This is a genomic window from Citrobacter braakii (assembly GCF_002075345.1).
Lineage (GTDB): Bacteria > Pseudomonadota > Gammaproteobacteria > Enterobacterales > Enterobacteriaceae > Citrobacter > Citrobacter braakii.
This window is the reverse complement of sequence record NZ_NAEW01000003.1, coordinates 111,775-128,560: the sequence shown is the minus strand read 5'-3', so window position 1 is coordinate 128,560 and position 16,786 is coordinate 111,775. Positions and strand designations below refer to the sequence as shown.

The 16,786-nt window shown below is 54.6% G+C and carries 18 protein-coding genes; 10 read left to right on the top strand and 8 right to left on the bottom strand.

The window, feature by feature from the left end; translation table 11 throughout:
• Positions 1 to 65: 65 nt before the first annotated feature.
• The 5 genes from ppiB (at position 66) to mnmH (ending at position 4,215) form a co-directional block, all read left to right on the top strand.
• On the top strand, positions 66 to 560 hold the full coding sequence (gene ppiB / locus BZK42_RS07830) for a peptidylprolyl isomerase B (protein ID WP_003021875.1): 495 nt from the start codon (positions 66 to 68) through the stop codon (positions 558 to 560).
• A 2-nt stretch (positions 561 to 562) separates the two neighbouring features.
• Complete coding sequence (lpxH, locus tag BZK42_RS07825; RefSeq protein WP_053389385.1) at positions 563 to 1,285, top strand: UDP-2,3-diacylglucosamine diphosphatase; 723 nt, start codon at positions 563 to 565, stop codon at positions 1,283 to 1,285.
• A gap of 173 nt (positions 1,286 to 1,458) precedes the next feature.
• Entirely contained in the window at positions 1,459 to 1,968 is a 510-nt protein-coding gene (gene purE, locus BZK42_RS07815; protein ID WP_016152120.1) for a 5-(carboxyamino)imidazole ribonucleotide mutase, read from the top strand.
• Complete coding sequence (gene purK / locus BZK42_RS07810) at positions 1,965 to 3,032, top strand: 5-(carboxyamino)imidazole ribonucleotide synthase (RefSeq protein WP_080858971.1); 1,068 nt, start codon at positions 1,965 to 1,967, stop codon at positions 3,030 to 3,032. Before purE ends, purK begins: the two co-directional genes overlap by 4 nt.
• 97 nt (positions 3,033 to 3,129) lie before the next feature.
• Entirely contained in the window at positions 3,130 to 4,215 is a 1,086-nt protein-coding gene (gene mnmH, locus BZK42_RS07805) for a tRNA 2-selenouridine(34) synthase MnmH (RefSeq protein ID WP_080858970.1), read from the top strand.
• Here the strand turns inward: mnmH and BZK42_RS07800 are convergent, their stop codons facing one another.
• From BZK42_RS07800 to ybbA, 6 genes are all read right to left on the bottom strand, one after another.
• Positions 4,216 to 4,875 (bottom strand): methionine ABC transporter permease, encoded by a 660-nt coding sequence (locus BZK42_RS07800; protein ID WP_003831085.1) that lies wholly within the window; start codon positions 4,873 to 4,875, stop codon positions 4,216 to 4,218.
• Positions 4,868 to 5,884: a virulence-associated ABC transporter ATP-binding protein SfbB gene (gene sfbB / locus BZK42_RS07795; RefSeq protein WP_080859061.1), complete on the bottom strand. Its 1,017-nt coding sequence runs from the start codon at positions 5,882 to 5,884 to the stop codon at positions 4,868 to 4,870. Before sfbB ends, BZK42_RS07800 begins: the two co-directional genes overlap by 8 nt.
• Positions 5,885 to 5,946: 62 nt before the next feature.
• Entirely contained in the window at positions 5,947 to 6,777 is an 831-nt protein-coding gene (locus tag BZK42_RS07790; RefSeq protein ID WP_016152116.1) for a MetQ/NlpA family ABC transporter substrate-binding protein, read from the bottom strand.
• A 245-nt stretch (positions 6,778 to 7,022) separates the two neighbouring features.
• Positions 7,023 to 8,156: a porin gene (locus BZK42_RS07785; protein ID WP_080858969.1), complete on the bottom strand. Its 1,134-nt coding sequence runs from the start codon at positions 8,154 to 8,156 to the stop codon at positions 7,023 to 7,025.
• A 186-nt stretch (positions 8,157 to 8,342) separates the two neighbouring features.
• The gene (gene ybbP, locus BZK42_RS07780; protein WP_080858968.1) at positions 8,343 to 10,757 is read right to left on the bottom strand and encodes a putative ABC transporter permease subunit YbbP; all 2,415 of its coding nucleotides are present in this window, start codon (positions 10,755 to 10,757) and stop codon (positions 8,343 to 8,345) included.
• A complete protein-coding gene (ybbA, locus tag BZK42_RS07775; RefSeq protein ID WP_016152113.1) occupies positions 10,754 to 11,440 on the bottom strand; it encodes a putative ABC transporter ATP-binding protein YbbA in 687 nt (228 codons plus the stop codon). Before ybbA ends, ybbP begins: the two co-directional genes overlap by 4 nt.
• On the opposite strand from ybbA, the gene tesA reads away from it, so the two are divergent.
• Genes tesA through BZK42_RS07760 form a run of 3 tightly spaced genes read left to right on the top strand, consistent with a single transcriptional unit; the run spans position 11,408 to position 13,746 of the window.
• On the top strand, positions 11,408 to 12,034 hold the full coding sequence (tesA, locus tag BZK42_RS07770; protein ID WP_085951033.1) for a multifunctional acyl-CoA thioesterase I/protease I/lysophospholipase L1: 627 nt from the start codon (positions 11,408 to 11,410) through the stop codon (positions 12,032 to 12,034). The genes ybbA and tesA overlap by 33 nt on opposite strands.
• A 28-nt stretch (positions 12,035 to 12,062) precedes the next feature.
• Positions 12,063 to 12,833 (top strand): SDR family oxidoreductase, encoded by a 771-nt coding sequence (locus BZK42_RS07765; RefSeq protein WP_047416830.1) that lies wholly within the window; start codon positions 12,063 to 12,065, stop codon positions 12,831 to 12,833.
• 58 nt (positions 12,834 to 12,891) lie between these two features.
• Positions 12,892 to 13,746 (top strand): co-chaperone YbbN, encoded by an 855-nt coding sequence (locus BZK42_RS07760; protein ID WP_016152110.1) that lies wholly within the window; start codon positions 12,892 to 12,894, stop codon positions 13,744 to 13,746.
• Between the two features lie 78 nt (positions 13,747 to 13,824).
• On the opposite strand, the gene fetB is transcribed toward BZK42_RS07760, so the two are convergent.
• Both fetB and fetA read right to left on the bottom strand, forming a co-directional pair.
• Positions 13,825 to 14,604: an iron efflux ABC transporter permease subunit FetB gene (fetB, locus tag BZK42_RS07755; RefSeq protein ID WP_047358028.1), complete on the bottom strand. Its 780-nt coding sequence runs from the start codon at positions 14,602 to 14,604 to the stop codon at positions 13,825 to 13,827.
• Positions 14,591 to 15,268, bottom strand: a complete 678-nt coding sequence (gene fetA / locus BZK42_RS07750) for an iron efflux ABC transporter ATP-binding subunit FetA (protein WP_019076194.1) — start codon at positions 15,266 to 15,268, stop codon at positions 14,591 to 14,593. The genes fetB and fetA overlap by 14 nt, the downstream gene beginning before the upstream one ends.
• A gap of 134 nt (positions 15,269 to 15,402) precedes the next feature.
• Here fetA and BZK42_RS07745 point away from each other — a divergent pair, with 134 nt between their 5' ends.
• A complete protein-coding gene (locus tag BZK42_RS07745; RefSeq protein ID WP_016152106.1) occupies positions 15,403 to 16,320 on the top strand; it encodes an SPFH domain-containing protein in 918 nt (305 codons plus the stop codon).
• The gene (locus tag BZK42_RS07740) at positions 16,317 to 16,775 is read left to right on the top strand and encodes an NfeD family protein (protein WP_016152105.1); all 459 of its coding nucleotides are present in this window, start codon (positions 16,317 to 16,319) and stop codon (positions 16,773 to 16,775) included. Before BZK42_RS07745 ends, BZK42_RS07740 begins: the two co-directional genes overlap by 4 nt.
• Positions 16,776 to 16,786 lie beyond the last annotated feature (11 nt).

Here is a 16,786-nt window from a genome sequence, read left to right as displayed (position 1 = left end):
AACACACCCCTAACTCTGACCCTTCACGGGGTCGAAGCACCAATCTATCGGAACAGGATGCAAAAATGGTTACTTTCCACACTAATCACGGCGATATCGTAATCAAAACGTTTGATGATAAAGCGCCTGAAACAGTTAAAAACTTCCTGGACTACTGCCGCGAAGGTTTTTACAACAACACCATTTTCCACCGTGTTATTAACGGTTTCATGATCCAGGGCGGCGGTTTCGAACCTGGCATGAAGCAAAAAGCCACGAAAGAAGCGATCAAAAACGAAGCGAACAACGGTCTGAAAAACACCCGTGGTACGCTGGCGATGGCGCGTACTCAGGCTCCGCACTCCGCAACCGCACAGTTCTTCATCAACGTTGCAGACAACGACTTCCTGAACTTCTCCGGCGAAAGCATGCAGGGTTGGGGTTATTGCGTGTTTGCTGAAGTTGTTGAAGGCATGGACGTGGTTGATAAAATCAAAGGCGTTTCCACTGGTCGCAGCGGTATGCACCAGGATGTGCCAAAAGAAGACGTCATCATCGAAAACGTGACCGTTAGCGAGTAATCGTGACGACACTGTTTATTGCAGATCTTCACCTCTGCACAGAAGAACCGGCGATCACCGCCGGTTTTCTGCGTTTTTTAGCCGGTGATGCGCGAAAAGCTGATGCACTGTACATTCTCGGCGACCTGTTTGAAGCCTGGATTGGCGACGACGACCCAACCCCACTGCATCATGAAATAGCCGCGGCGATAAAATCACTGGTTGATTCCGGCGTTCCCTGCTTTTTTATTCACGGCAACCGAGATTTTCTGCTCGGCAAACGTTTTGCCCGTGAAAGCGGCATGAGCTTGCTGCCTGAGAAAAAAGTACTCAACCTGTATGGCCGCAAGGTATTGATCATGCATGGCGACACTTTGTGTACAGACGATGCAGGCTATCAGGCGTTTCGCGCCAAAGTACATCAACCCTGGCTACAGAAGCTGTTCCTCTCCCTACCTCTGTTCGTTCGCCAACGTATCGCCGCGAAAATGCGCGCCAACAGCAAAGCGGCCAACAGCAGCAAGTCACTGGCGATCATGGATGTGAATCCGCAGGCCGTCATCACCGAGATGGAAAAGCATCAGGTCCAGTGGTTAATTCACGGCCACACCCACCGCCCGGCAGTCCACGAACTTACGGCCAATGAGCAACACGCTTTCCGCGTGGTATTAGGCGCATGGCACACCGAAGGGTCGATGATCAAAGTCACGCCAGATGACGTTGAACTGATCGCATTTCCGTTTTAATTCCGCAGATATCCAGTTCCTCTTTACACAAAACTCGTTGAGATGCAGCCAGCTACAGAGGCTGCCTGAAGGGTGAAGTGTAAAGCGCGCAATCGTTTTCCTTGACGGCGAATTATGCTATTCTCTGTGGCCTCAAAAGTCGAGTGTAGTGCATCACAGGAGTTTTCAGACGCATGTCTTCCCGCAATAACCCGGCGCGTGTCGCCATCGTGATGGGGTCCAAAAGCGACTGGGCTACCATGCAGTTCGCCGCCGAAATCTTCGAAATTCTGAACGTGCCGCATCATGTTGAAGTCGTCTCCGCCCACCGCACCCCTGACAAGCTGTTTAGCTTCGCCGAAAGCGCAGAAGAGAACGGCTATCAGGTGATCATTGCCGGTGCTGGTGGCGCTGCACATCTGCCGGGCATGATTGCGGCGAAAACGCTGGTGCCTGTTTTAGGCGTCCCGGTGCAAAGCGCGGCGCTGAGCGGCGTAGATAGCCTTTACTCCATCGTACAGATGCCGCGCGGTATTCCGGTCGGAACGCTGGCTATCGGCAAAGCGGGCGCGGCAAATGCGGCCCTGCTGGCAGCACAAATTCTGGCAACACACGACAAAGCATTACACCAGCGTCTGAACGACTGGCGCAAAGCACAAACCGACGAGGTGCTGGAGAATCCGGACCCGCGAGGTGCGGCATGAAGCAGGTCTGCGTACTCGGTAACGGTCAGCTAGGGCGCATGCTGCGCCAGGCCGGTGAGCCGCTGGGCATTGCGGTCTGGCCCGTCGGGCTGGATGCCGAACCAGCAGCGGTCCCTTTTCAGCAAAGCGTGATCACCGCTGAGATTGAGCGCTGGCCGGAAACGGCGCTCACCCGCGAGCTCGCGCGCCACCCGGCGTTTGTCAACCGCGACGTTTTCCCGATTATTGCCGACCGTCTGACGCAAAAGCAGCTTTTTGACAAGCTCGGCCTGGCAACTGCGCCGTGGCAGTTGCTGGCGGATAAAAGCGAATGGCCTGCAGTATTCGACAAACTCGGTGAGCTGGCGATCGTGAAACGTCGCGTCGGCGGCTACGACGGTCGTGGGCAGTGGCGTTTACACGCAAATGAAAGCGAACAACTGCCGGACGACTGCTACGGCGAATGCATCGTTGAGCAGGGAATCAACTTCTCTGGTGAAGTCTCATTGGTTGGCGCTCGTGCGCACGACGGTAGCACCGTCTTCTATCCGCTGACCCATAACCTGCACCAGGACGGCATTCTGCGCACCAGCGTGGTCTTCCCGCAGGCTAACGACAAACAGCAGAAACAGGCCGAAGCGATGCTCTCAGCCATCATGCAGGAGCTGGGCTATGTCGGCGTGATGGCGATGGAATGTTTCATCACCCCGGAAGGTCTGCTGATTAACGAACTGGCTCCACGCGTGCACAACAGCGGGCACTGGACGCAAAACGGTGCCAGCATCAGCCAGTTTGAGCTGCACCTGCGCGCCATTACCAACCTGCCGTTACCCACGCCGGTAGTGAACACTCCTTCGGTGATGGTAAATCTGATTGGTAGCGACCTGAACTACGACTGGCTGAAACTGCCGCTGGTGCATCTGCATTGGTATGACAAAGAGGTGCGTGAAGGGCGTAAGGTGGGACACCTGAACCTGAGCGACAGCGATACCGCGCGTCTTAGTGCGACGCTGGAAGCGCTTATCCCCCTGCTGCCGCCGGAATATGCCAGCGGTATTATCTGGGCGCAGTCAACGCTGAAATAAGCCATTAATGCCGGGGATTTGATTTTATCCTTCCCCGGCCCCTCCTCTGGCGCGTAAAATCCCCTCCATTGCTGTTTTTGTATTTTCAGGATCACACATGAACGATGGAACGGACTATCGCGCAATTTTGCTCGCTGGTACGCCTATAATCGATGTACGCGCCCCCGTCGAATTTCTGCAAGGCGCAATGCCGGGCGCAATCAACCTTCCCCTAATGAACGATGACGAACGTGCCGCCGTGGGTACCTGTTATAAACGTCAGGGACCCGAGGCAGCCCTCACGCTCGGCCATCAACTGGTCTGCGGCGAGACTCGCCAACAACGTATGAAGGCCTGGCTGGATGCCTGTCGTCAAAATCCTGCGGGTTATTTATGCTGCGCGCGCGGCGGTCAGCGTTCGCACATTGTGCAGCAGTGGCTACACGAGTCCGGGATTGACTACCCGCTGATACACGGCGGCTACAAAGCCCTGCGTCAGGCGGCGATTCAGCTGACGGAAGAATTAGTGCAAAAGCCGATCGTCTTAATTGGCGGCTGTACCGGGAACGGTAAAACGCAGCTGGTGCAACAGCAGCCGAACGGCGTGGATCTCGAAGGTCTGGCGCACCATCGCGGTTCCTCGTTTGGTCGCACCGTTGAACCGCAGTTGAGTCAGGCGAGTTTTGAAAACCTGCTGGCGGTCGAAATGCTCAGAACCGACAGCCGTCAGGATCTGCGTCTGTGGGTACTGGAAGATGAAGGCCGCATGATCGGGGCTAATCATCTGCCTGAGTGCCTGCGTGAACGCATGACCCAGGCATCTATTGCAGTGGTGGACGATCCTTTTGAGCGTCGTCTGGAGCGACTGCGTGAAGAGTATTTCGTGCGGATGCACCACGATTTTACCCATGCTTATGGCGAGAGTCAGGGCTGGCAGGAGTATAGCGAGTATCTGCACCACGGCCTGTTTGCTATTCGCCGCCGTCTGGGTTTACAACGTTTTGCCGAGCTGACCGCCCTGCTCGACGTGGCTCTGCGCGAACAGCAAGCGACGGGCAGTACCGACGCCCATATGGGCTGGCTGGTACCGTTGCTCAACGAGTATTACGACCCGATGTATCGTTATCAACTGGAAAAGAAAGCCGCGAAAGTCGTCTTTCGCGGCACATGGCAGGACGCTGCCGACTGGCTTAACGCACAGTGATCAGTGTCTGTCGCGCTTATCCGCGCGTTTCGCCAGCCAGTCGCCCAGCACCTGAACGACCTGCACCAGAATAATCAGCGCCACCACGGTGACGATCATGACCTGGGTTTCATAGCGGTAATAACCAAAGCGAATCGCCAGGTCGCCTACCCCACCGCCGCCAACGATTCCAGCCATCGCGGAGTAACCGATCAGACTCACCAGCGTTATCGTCAACCCACGCAGCAGACCCGCGCTCGCTTCAGGTAACAGAACGGTGCAGATGATACGCATCGGGCTGGCGCCAAAGGCTTCCGCCGCTTCAATAATGCCTTTATCGACTTCACGCAGTGCGCTGTCGACCAGACGGGCATAAAAAGCGATTGCCGCCACCGAGAGCGGGACCGAGGCCGCAATCGGCCCAATGGTATTTCCGAGTAAAAACTGGGTGAGCGGCAGCAGCAGCACCAGCAGGATCACAAACGGCACCGAACGGATGATATTCACCAGCACGGAGCTGAGCAGATACACAAAACGGTTTTGCCAGAATAAATGCCGGTCGGTGACGAAAATAAGAAAACCGAGCGGCAGACCGCCAATAATCGCCAGCACCGTAGAGATGCTTAGCATCTGAAAGGTTTCATTAAACGCCAGCGTCAAATCAGGCAATAAATCATCCACGAATCACCTCCACCTGTGCCGTGCGTTGACGAATATGCTCCACGGCGACATCCACCGCAGAAGGGTTATGCGGCGCGGTCAGTTGCACCACCAGAATCCCCAGCGCACGCTCGCCGATATATTCAATTTTGCCGTGCAGAATGTTCACCGCCACACCAAATTTAACCGCGACTTCTGACAACACCGGCTGTTCCGCCGAATCGCCGATGAACAGAATTTTCAGCAACTGGCCAGGCAAATGCTGGCGCAAGCGTTCGGGTAGCGTCAGATTGAGGGTATGCGACACCAGTTGCTGCGTGAAAGCGTGCTGCGGGTGAGCAAAAACCTCAAACACCTCACCGGACTCCACCACCTTGCCGCCGGACATCACCGCCACACGATCGCAAATCGATTTGATCACGTTCATCTCGTGAGTGATCAGCACGATCGTGATCCCCAGCTGTTGGTTGATCTGCTTAAGCAATGCCAGAATAGTGGCCGACGTTTCCAGATCCAGCGCAGAGGTCGGTTCATCACACAGCAGCACATCCGGGTGATTGGCAATCGCACGGGCAATACCAACGCGCTGCTTTTGCCCGCCGCTGAGCTGCACAGGAAAGCGGTTCGCCTTGTCAGACAGCCCCACCAGCGTCAGGATTTCGCTGACGCGTGGGCCAATTTTACTGCGCTCCCATCCGGCAGCTTTCAGGCTGAAAGCGACGTTTTGCGCCACGGTACGGGTATGCATCAGATTAAAATGCTGAAAAATCATCCCAATACGCTGACGGGCTTTACGTAGTTGCGCCCCTTCCAGCGCGGAAATTTCTACGCCGTTAACCTTTACGCTTCCCAGGCTTGGTCGCGTTAAGGCGTTCAGGGTGCGCAGCAGCGTACTTTTCCCCGCGCCGCTGGTCCCGACAATGCCAAATATCTCGCCTGCGCCTATGCGCAAGCTGACGTCATCAACCGCCCGGGTTGATGGTCCACGGCCTGCGCTAAAATCCACGCAAACCTTTTCTATCTCAATCATAGCCACCTCAGAAATGCGAAAAGGGCAGTCGCCGCTGCCCCTGTTAACCTTGTGCGCAGCGATTATTGGGCTGCCGACATCCATTCCGGTTTCTGGAAGGCGCTGTAAATATTTTGCGGATCGTCGATCACCGCGCGATAAGCCGGAGATTTCACCGCCGCCACAATATCTTTCGCGAACGGTTTATCTGCATCTTCACTGCGTACCGCTATGATATTTTTCAGATTTTCGTCAAGATGCTCTTGCTTGATGGCACTGGCGAGATCCAGTTTTGCCGCCACAGCAAAGTTACCGTTGACCAGCGCGCCGGTCACACCGTCCAGGGTACGCGGCAGTTGTGCCGCTTCCAGCGGTTTAAACACCAGCCCTTTCGGGTTGCTGGCGATATCGCGCTCAGAGGCTTTAGTCGGATCGATAGTGTCTTTGATGGTAATAAGGCCAATAGACTGCAGGAAACGCAGACCGCGAGCCAGATTGGTTGGATCATTGGAAAGCGTGATCACATCCCCTTTTTTTAACTCATCCAGGCTTTTGATTTTATGTGAGTAAAAACCCATCCCGGCCGTCGGGACCACAATCAGCTTGCTCAGCTTCAGTCCTTTATCAGCGGTGAATTTGTCAAAGTAGAGCGAGTGCTGGAACAAGTTGGCATCAATACTGCCGTTGGAAAGCGCCATGTTCGGCTGCACGTAGTCGCTGAATTCGCGCACCACTACCTTATAGCCTTTCTCTTTCAGCGTAGGGGCAATGGCCTGTTTCACCATATCGCCGTACGGACCAGGTGCGACGCCAAACACGATGGTATGCGGGTCACTGTTCGCATGAGCAAGTTGTAATCCACAGGCCAGTAACAGCGCTCCGGTCGCGACGCGTAAACTCTGACGCAATCCCATAATTTCTCCATTTTAACGTTGTGGTGTCATGTCTCACGCCGTTCTTGCGGCGTTGTTCTTGTTGGCCTGTTAACAGGCTGATTGTTAACATGACACAGATCACAACCTGCTGTCCTTGAAATTATTTCATGATGTTGCGGGATATGTCGTTGAATGTACGTTGAAGGTACTAATGTGTTTTTCAGCAAAGGATAGTAAAAAACCGGATAACCTTCTGGTTACCCGGTTTTGGCAGGGAAATTGACTTAGAAGTCGTAACGCAGACGAACCAGGTTCATATCACCCAGATTGTCGGTGCTGGAGGTGAAGACGTGTTCGTAATCCACACGGAAACCGTAGTCCAGCTGGAAGCTGATACCCACACCATTGTCGGTACGCAGGTAGTTACGACCATTCACGTATTCAATACGGTCGCCCATAACGTAGGGTTGAACGGATTTCAGCGCATACTGACCAACCGGGAAGGTGTAACCCGCGAAGTATTCCAGACCCCAGGCATCACCGGCAAAGTAATCGTTAACAGAGACTTTTTTGGTGGTCATGAAGTTTTGATACCAACCGCCGCCCATCGAGAAGGTCCAGTTGTCCGGTTTCCAGCTCAGCGCGGTACCGACGATGTTTTGATCGTAGGTTTTGCTGGTGTCGCCACGCATTTCCGCGCGGGTGTAGTTCCACGCCGTACCCCAGGTCAGGTCATCGGTGATGTGATAATCCACACCCAGCGAGCCACCGCCTTTACGCTTGTAGCGCAGACCGTTGTTCGGGTTGTAATCATCACTGAACAGATAAGACGCGTAGAGATCAACATCGCCAACCGTTTTCTTATACTTCAGTGATTTACGCGTACGATAGGAACCGTCATAGTCGCCATTGATACCGTTACCTGGTGCCTGACCGATCATGTCGTAGTCCCAGATATCCGTTTTCGCACCAACCACATCATAGTAAATGCTGTTCTGTTGACCGAAGGTCAGCGTACCCCAGGTCGCGCTCTTCAGACCGGTGTACAACATACGACGCGTGGTATCGTTGGCGCCGTTAGCATAGTGATTATCCCAGTTGAACATTGCCGGGAAGTTAACGCCCAGCTCGTAATAACTCACCCAGCTGATGTCATCAAACAGATAGTAATCAGCGGCGAAGCGGAAACGCGTCCCGCCGTCGAAACCATTACGTTTGTAGCCATTCTTACCATCATCACCGGCCATATTCTGGAACTGCGGACGAATACTCCCGCCAATGGTGAAGTTAAGACGGCTCAGCGGGTTGCCCGCCTGTGGATCTTGTTTCAGGACCGTGATTTCCGCCTGGGAGGCGAACGTCGTTAATGCCACTGCTGCGCCGATCGATACCGCCAGCGCCGTTTTTTTTATAGTCATTATTTGTACCTTGATAGATAGCCTGCCAATTATTCAGCATACAAATATTAACGTTTATTAATACACTCGTGTTGTCGGGTTTTTATTGTTCTGTGCTGTTAAATATCAATGAGTTATCAATTTGTGCTACATAGATAAAAAACGCACCGATTTAAAAAACCGGTGCGTAATCATCACGAATATGAATTAACTACTGAATTGACGGAACAGCGCTTTGCCTTTTAGCAGACGTGAACCGAGCCATCCGCCGCATAACGAGAGCAACAATGCCCCACAAAGCGGCAACACGACCCACAGTCGCCAGTCTGGCTCCCACGGAAAATCAAACACTCGGGTTTGCAGCACCGCCAGTGCGGTTTCCGCGCCGATGGCAGCCACCAGTCCGGCGACCATCCCGAGCATGGCGAACTCGCACCATAGCGTGGTACGCAGCAGCTTCTTACCCGCGCCCAGCGTGCGCCAGACCACCAGTTCCTGATGACGCTGACGCATTCCGACCTGGACCTGCGCCAATAGCAGCAACATACCGCAAGCGGTAACCAGCACCACCATCACCTCCAGTGCCCGGCTCACCTGCTCCAGCACCTGGCTCACCTGTTTGAGGATTGCGCCAATATCCAGCAGGCTGATAGTCGGGAATTCGCGGTTAAGCTGCGTCAGCATGCCGTTGCCGTTCTCCCAGCGAAAGCTGGTTAACCAGCTTTGCGGCTGAGCGTCCAGCGCGCCGGAGGGAAAGATAAAGAAGAAGTTGGGGCGCAGGCTTTCCCAGTCCACTTTGCGCAGACTGCTGACCGTGGCGCTGAAATCCTGGGTATCGCCCATAAAGGTCACCCGATCGCCAAGCTTGACGTTCAGCCGTTTCGCCAGCCCCTCTTCCATCGAGACTTCGCCCGCTTTTGGCGGCCAGCTTCCGGCAACGATCGGGTTATGATCCGGTCGGGTATCCTGCCAGGTCAGATTAAGCTCACGGTTCAGCGCCTCATCGTGATTGCCTTCGGTCGGCTTCTCATTTATAGCCGTCAGACGCGCCCGCACAATCGGATAGAACGATTCCGGGATCACCTGATGCTCAGCCAGGAAAGCCTTGAGTGGAACCACCTGTTCGGTGGCAATGTTGATGAGAAAATAGTTCGGGCTTTCCGGCGGCATTTGCTGCTGCCAGCGGTCGAGCAGGTCGCCACGCAGTACCAGCAGCAGCGCCAGCAACATAAAGGAAAGCGAAAATGCCGACAGCTGACTGAGCGTTGACCACGGCTGGCGCAACAGCCGACTGACCGCTAAACGCAGCGGCAGCGAGGTGAGCGTCAGGCCACGCAGCACGTTGAGCAGCATCCAGCCGAGCACCCCGCACAAAAGCGCCAGCACTACCGCTCCGGCCAGCACGGCCCACAGCAGCGGACTTCCGCCCATCAGTCCGGCGAGCAGGGCAATCACGACTATCAATACCACCGGCAAATAAAACTTCAGCGGCCAGATGTTTGCCACCACGTCACGGCGCAGTACCCGCACTGGCTGAGTCGCCAGCAGCAAACGGTAAGGGCGTAACCCCACCAGCAGAGAAATGACCGTCATGGTGCCTAATGCCCATAGCCACGGCCAGGGACTGGCAGGCGGCAGTTCGCCGGGCAGTACCGGCTTAAGTAATACCACCAGCACGCGTTCAAACAACAGCCCGAATAACCCTCCGGTCACGCCAGACAGCGCCAGCACCATCAGCCATTGACCAACAATCAGCCTGCGCAACTGTGCTCTGCCCGCGCCAAGGGTTTTCAGAATAGCCACCAGATCGTAACGACTGCGGCAGTAATGGCTCATCGCCACGGCAACCGCAGCGACCGCCAGCAGCAGGGTTAGCAGCGCCGACAGCAGCAGGAACTGTTGCGAACGCTCCAGTGATTTCCCCAGCGCCCCTTCATCCTGCTCCAGCCCATACCAGCGCTGTTCAGGCTTTAACTGCGGGAGCAGCCATTTTTCATAGGCTTCCAGTTGCTGCGGTGTCCCGCCAAATTTATAGCGCCAGGTCACACGGCTCCCCGGCTGGACCGCCGCCGTTTTTTCGACATCCGCCATGTTCATCATCAGGCGCGGCGCTATCTGGAACGGATTGAAACCGGCGTCCGGCTCCTGCACCACTTCCCCGGCGATGCGCAGCGTGGCATCACCCACGTCGATGGAATCACCGATTTTTAAGTTCAGCAACGCCATCAGACGCGGAGCCAGCAGTACCGAGCCTGGCTGAGGTTTCAGTCCCGGCGGATTGGTTTGCAACGTGCCATACATCGGATACACATCATCCACCGCTTTGACGTTCGCCAACTGCGGCGTATCCCGGGCAAAGGTCATAGTGGCAAAGGTCAGCTGTTCGCCCACTTTCAGGCCACGCTGTCGCGCCTCGTCAATCCACGCTTTCGGCACGGTACGCGAACTTTGCAGCGACCGATCTCCCGCCATAAACTCACGGCTTTGCTGGCTCAGCCCCTTTTCCATACGATCGCTGATATTGCCCAGCGCCAGCACGCAGGCCACGGCCAGGCTCAGCGCCAGCCAGACAATCAGTAATGAAGGCGAGCGCCATTCGCGCCAGAACCAGCGTGCAATCATGCCTCCTCCTGCAACTGTCCGTTCACCAGGCGTAAACGCCGATCGCAACGCGCCGCCAGTTGAGAATCATGGGTCACCAGAATCAGGGTGGTGCCATGTTCCCGGTTCAGAGAAAACAGCAGGTCGGCGATTTTGTCTCCGGTCTGGCGGTCCAGATTGCCCGTCGGTTCATCGGCAAACAGCACGTCAGGACGACCGTTAAACGCCCGCGCCAGCGCCACGCGCTGCTGCTCCCCACCGGAAAGCTGGGCCGGAAGATGATCAAGACGTTTTCCCAGCCCCAGTTGCTCCAGCAACGTTTTTGCCCCGTCGCGACTTTTTCCGCTGTTTTCGCCGCGCAACAACGCGGGCAACTCGACGTTTTCCAGCGCGTTAAGGGTCGGAATTAACATGAATGACTGGAAGACAAAACCCACGTGTCGCGCCCGCAGCTGTGCCCGGGCTTCTTCATCCATGGTGTGCAGCGCCTGCCCCACCAGGCTGACTTCACCGCTGGTGCCATCGTCCAGCCCGGCGAGGATCGCCAGCAGTGTGGATTTTCCTGAACCCGACTCGCCAATCAGCGCAATGGTCTCGGCGCGTTTGACAACCAGTTCAACTCCGGTAAGGATGGATAGCTCATGATCACCCTGACCGACGGATTTCTTAAGATGATGAACTTCAACAATGTTTTCCGCTGGCATTGGCCTTTCCTGTTCCTGGTCCTGTTAACTTTCCGCGCCGCCGCAGCGGACACGTTATTAATTCTGGGTGACAGCCTGAGCGCCGGATACCGTATGTCCGCCAGCGCCGCGTGGCCTGCGCTACTTAATGATAAATGGCAAACCAAAACGCCGGTGGTGAATGCCAGTATTAGCGGCGACACCTCGCAGCAGGGTCTGGCCCGTCTGCCTGCATTACTGAAGCAGCACCAGCCGCGCTGGGTGCTGGTCGAACTTGGCGGCAACGACGGTCTGCGCGGTTTTGCGCCTGCGCAAACCGAACAAACCCTGCGCACGATTCTGCAGGATGTGAAAGCAGCAAATGCCGAACCGCTGCTGATGCAAATTCGTCTGCCGGCAAACTACGGTCGCCGTTATAATGAAAGCTTTAGCGCGATTTATCCAAAACTCGCCAAAGAGTTTGATATACCTCTGCTGCCCTTTTTTATGGAAGAGGTTTATCTGAAACCCCAGTGGATGCAGGATGATGGTATTCATCCTAACCGTGACGCCCAGCCGTTTATTGCCGACTGGATGGCGCAACATCTCACTCCTCTAGTAAATCACGACTCGTAAAACAACGGAGATCCTGACAGGTAAAGTTATGCAAAAATCGGTCTTAATAACAGGATGTTCCAGCGGAATCGGTCTGGAAAGCGCGCTTGAGCTAAAGCGCCAGGGTTTTCAAATTCTGGCGGGCTGTCGCAAACCTGACGATGTGGCGCGTATGAACAGCATGGGATTCACCGGCATATTGCTGGATCTGGATTCACCCGAGAGCGTAGATCGCGCGGCTGATGAGGTGATCGCCCTGACCGATAATCGTTTGTATGGGATCTTTAACAACGCCGGATACGGCGTCTATGGCCCACTGCCCACCATCAGCCGCGAGCAGATGGAACAGCAGTTTTCCGCCAACTTCTTTGGCGCACATCAGCTTACCATGCGCCTGTTACCCGCCATGCTACCCCACGGCGAAGGACGAATTGTGATGACCTCGTCGGTAATGGGATTGATCTCAACGCCGGGGCGCGGGGCCTATGCCGCCAGCAAATATGCGCTGGAAGCCTGGTCCGACGCGCTGCGTATGGAGCTGCGCCACAGCGGGATTAAGGTCAGCCTGATTGAGCCTGGCCCTATTCGCACCCGCTTTACCGAAAACGTCAACCAGACCCAGAGCGATGCTCCCGTGGAAAACCCCGGAATTGCCGCGCGTTTTACGCTGGAGCCACAAGCGGTTGTCGCCAAAGTGCGTCATGCGTTTGAGAGCGACAAACCAAAGCTGCGTTATCCGGTTACGCTGGTGACCTGGGCAGTTATGCTACTGAAGCGCCTGTTGCCAGGCCGCATAATGGACAAAATTTTACACGGTTGAGTTGAAGCACGCGCGTCAGCCCCCATGTAACAAGAAATCGACAAAAGAGAGTAACTCCATGTCCACACAGAATATTGTTAACATTAACGAATCGAACCTCCAGCAGACCCTTGAACAGTCGATGACCACGCCGGTCCTGTTCTATTTTTGGTCTGAGCGCAGCCAGCATTGTCTGCAATTAACGCCGGTACTGGAGAGCCTTGTTGCTCAGTACAACGGTCAGTTTATTCTCGCCAAGTTAGACTGCGACGCCGAGCAGATGATCGCCTCCCAGTTTGGTCTGCGCGCGATCCCCACGGTTTATCTGTTCCAGAACGGTCAGCCGGTAGATGGATTCCAGGGCCCGCAGCCGGAAGAAGTTATTCGCGCGCTGCTGGAGAAAGTGTTACCTAGCGAAGAAGAGTTGAAAGCGCGCCAGGCGATCGAGTTCATCGAAGCCGGCAATCACGCTGATGCGCTGCCGCTGCTGAAAGAAGCCTGGCAGATCTCCAACCAGAGCAGCGAAATTGGTCTGCTGTTGGCGGAAACGCAAATCGCCCTGAACCGTTCTGACGAAGCCGAAGCGGTGCTGAAAACTATCCCGTTGCAGGATCAGGACACCCGTTATCAGGGGCTGGTGGCACAGATCGAACTGCTGAAGCAGGCGGCTGATACACCTGAAATCCAACAGTTGCAGCAGCAGGTCGCCAGCAATCCACAGGATGCGGCGCTGGCAACTCAACTGGCCATTCAGTTACACCAGGTCGGACGTAACGAGGAATCGCTGGAATTGCTGTTCAGTCACCTGAAGAAAGATCTCACTGCAGCCGACGGTCAGGCGCGTAAAACCTTCCAGGAGATCCTTGCCGCACTGGGCACCGGCGATGCGCTGGCCTCGAAATACCGCCGCCAGCTGTACGCGCTGTTGTACTAATCCGCTGCATTTGCCTGATGGCGCTTGCGCTAATCGGGCCTACAATCTCCCCGTAGGCCCGCGCCATCCGGTACTCCATTAGGTTTTTTTCAAATGCGTCACCACCAGTTGGTGACGTGAATTATAGAACTTCCGATAGGTCAGGTAGCAGGCGATAATGGTTGACAGACTGGCGGTCGAAAGCAGCATAAACGTCACCATAATCTGATACTTAATCGCTTTTACCGGATCAATACCTGCAAAGATCAACCCGGACATCATCCCCGGTAAACTCACCAGTCCCACGGTCTTCGCTGAATCGATCGTCGGGATAAGCGAAGCGCGAATACTGTCGCGAATCAGCGGCGCGGAGGCCACTTTCGGCGTCGCACCGAGGCTGAGTTTTTCCTGAATTTGCTGCTGTTCGCTGTTAAACCGCTGCCCCAGATTGTTGTAACACAGCCCTACCGCAACCATCGCGTTGCCTGCAATCATGCCGGAAATTGGGATCACCTGCATTGGGGTAAACTCGATAGAGCCTGACAGAACCAGCACCGCCAGCGTTAACCCCGCCCCCGCCGTGATGGCGATAAATGACGAGAGAAAAGCTTTATCAATATATTTACTGCGCTTTTGCGCGTTATAGGCCGCGTTGAAACAGATAAACAGCACCATCAATAAGGTTAGAATGCTGTGGTTAACGCCGAAAATATATTTCAGCACATAGCCAACGATAATAAGCTGAACCACCGCCCGGCAAACGCTCCAGAGAATATCTTTTTCCAGCGCCAGTTTTTCTTTGTTGCTGATCAGTATCGCGACCACCACCAGCATCATCGCTAACGCCAGTGATTCATTGGTAATATTATGCTCGTTCATTGCTTACTTCCTGCATTTCCCCGGCGTGCGGTTGAAGGGTTATGACATTATCCGCATGATTAATTTCATCTTTGTCGTGCGTCACCCACAGCACAGCAATATTCTTATCGCGAACATAGTGGTGAATTAATTCGTTCACATTCCGTTTATTGGCTTCATCCAGCGCGCTGGTAATTTCATCAAGCAGCAGGATTTTTGGCAGAAACTGTAAATTACGAATTAATGAGACGCGTTGCTTTTCGCCGCCAGACAGCTCATTGATATTTTTTTTGAGGATCGTTTCGGGTAGCTCAAAACGGGCCAGATCGGCAAGAAACACATCCGGATCCGGACGTTTATCGCGGATTTGCCAGGGGAAAATGAGGTTGTCGTAAACGGTGTCACCAAACAACGCGGGCGTTTGCGCACAATAAGAGACCTGCTGGCGATATGTTTCAGGCTTAAGAGTGTTTATCTCCTTGCCCTCAAAGAGAATTTCACCGGCAGTCGGGCTAATTAATGACGCCACTATCTTGAGTAACGTACTTTTACCGCAACCAGACTGGCCGGTAATCAGCTTAAATTCTCCGGCCCGGAGATTAAAACAGATGTTATTGAGAACCTGCGTCGCCCCTGCCTGCCATGCGACATTTTTTAACTGAAGCAGAATGCTGCTTTCTTCCATTACCAATCCCTTTTTTACCTCTTTCGTGCAGACAGTCTATCCCTGTAATTTATTATAGGGGAGCCCACCTTGATAAATCGGGTATAATTTGACTAATGAGGCAGTAAAGGACAACACAACAGGAGGTTTCATCAATGCTCATTTTTATTCCTATTCTCATTTTTGTCGCGCTGGTCATCGTCGGTGCTGGCGTCAAAATCGTCCCGCAGGGATATCAGTGGACGGTCGAGCGTTTTGGCCGTTACACCAAAACCCTGCAACCGGGTTTAAACCTTGTTGTACCGTTCATGGACCGCATCGGTCGTAAGATCAACATGATGGAACAGGTGCTTGATATCCCCTCTCAGGAAGTCATCTCCAAAGACAACGCCAACGTCGCGATCGATGCCGTCTGCTTTATTCAGGTGATCGACGCGCCAAAAGCGGCTTATGAGGTCAGCAACCTGGAACTGGCGATCATCAACCTGACCATGACCAACATTCGTACCGTTCTCGGCTCGATGGAACTCGATGAAATGCTCTCCCAGCGTGACAACATCAACACGCGCCTGCTGCATATCGTTGATGAGGCCACTAATCCCTGGGGCATTAAAATCACCCGTATTGAAATCCGCGATGTGCGTCCCCCAGCAGAACTTATCGACGCCATGAACGCGCAGATGAAAGCCGAACGTACCAAGCGCGCCTATATTCTTGAAGCGGAAGGGATCCGTCAGGCAGAAATCGTCAAGGCCGAAGGTGAGAAACAGTCGAAAATCCTCAAAGCGGAAGGTGAACGCCAGTCGGCATTTTTACAGGCTGAAGCGCGTGAACGTTCCGCAGAAGCCGAGGCCCGCGCGACGCAGATGGTTTCGGAGGCCATTGCCGCCGGGGATATTCAGGCCGTGAACTACTTCGTGGCGCAGAAATACACCGAAGCGCTGCAGCACATCGGTTCGTCGAATAACAGCAAAGTGGTGATGATGCCGCTGGATGCCAGCAGCCTGATGGGGTCTATTGCCGGGATCGCCGAACTGGTGAAAGACAGCGCCAGCGAACGGAAAAAATCATGATAGCGATGATTCTGGTGCACCCGCACATCTTCTGGCTCAGCCTCGGCGGTCTGCTACTCGCCGCCGAGATGCTGGGCGGTAACGGCTATCTGCTGTGGAGCGGCGTGGCGGCGGTGATTACCGGCCTGGTGGTGTGGCTTATCCCGCTTGACTGGGCGTGGCAGGGGGCGATGTTCGCCGTACTCACCCTGCTGGCGGCCTGGCTGTGGTGGAAGTGGCTGGCAAGGCGTGTACAAGATCAGAAACCCGCCGACAGCCATCTTAACCAGCGCGGGCAGCAGTTGGTTGGCCGTCGATTTATTCTGGAAACCGCCCTGGTCAATGGCCGCGGACACATGCGCGTCGGCGACAGCTCATGGCCCGTCAGCGCCCGCGACGATTTGAGCGCCGGAACGCAGGTTGAAGTTATTGCCGTTGAGGGAATTACCCTGATTATTACAGCGGTATCACACTAAAAAGACAGGAA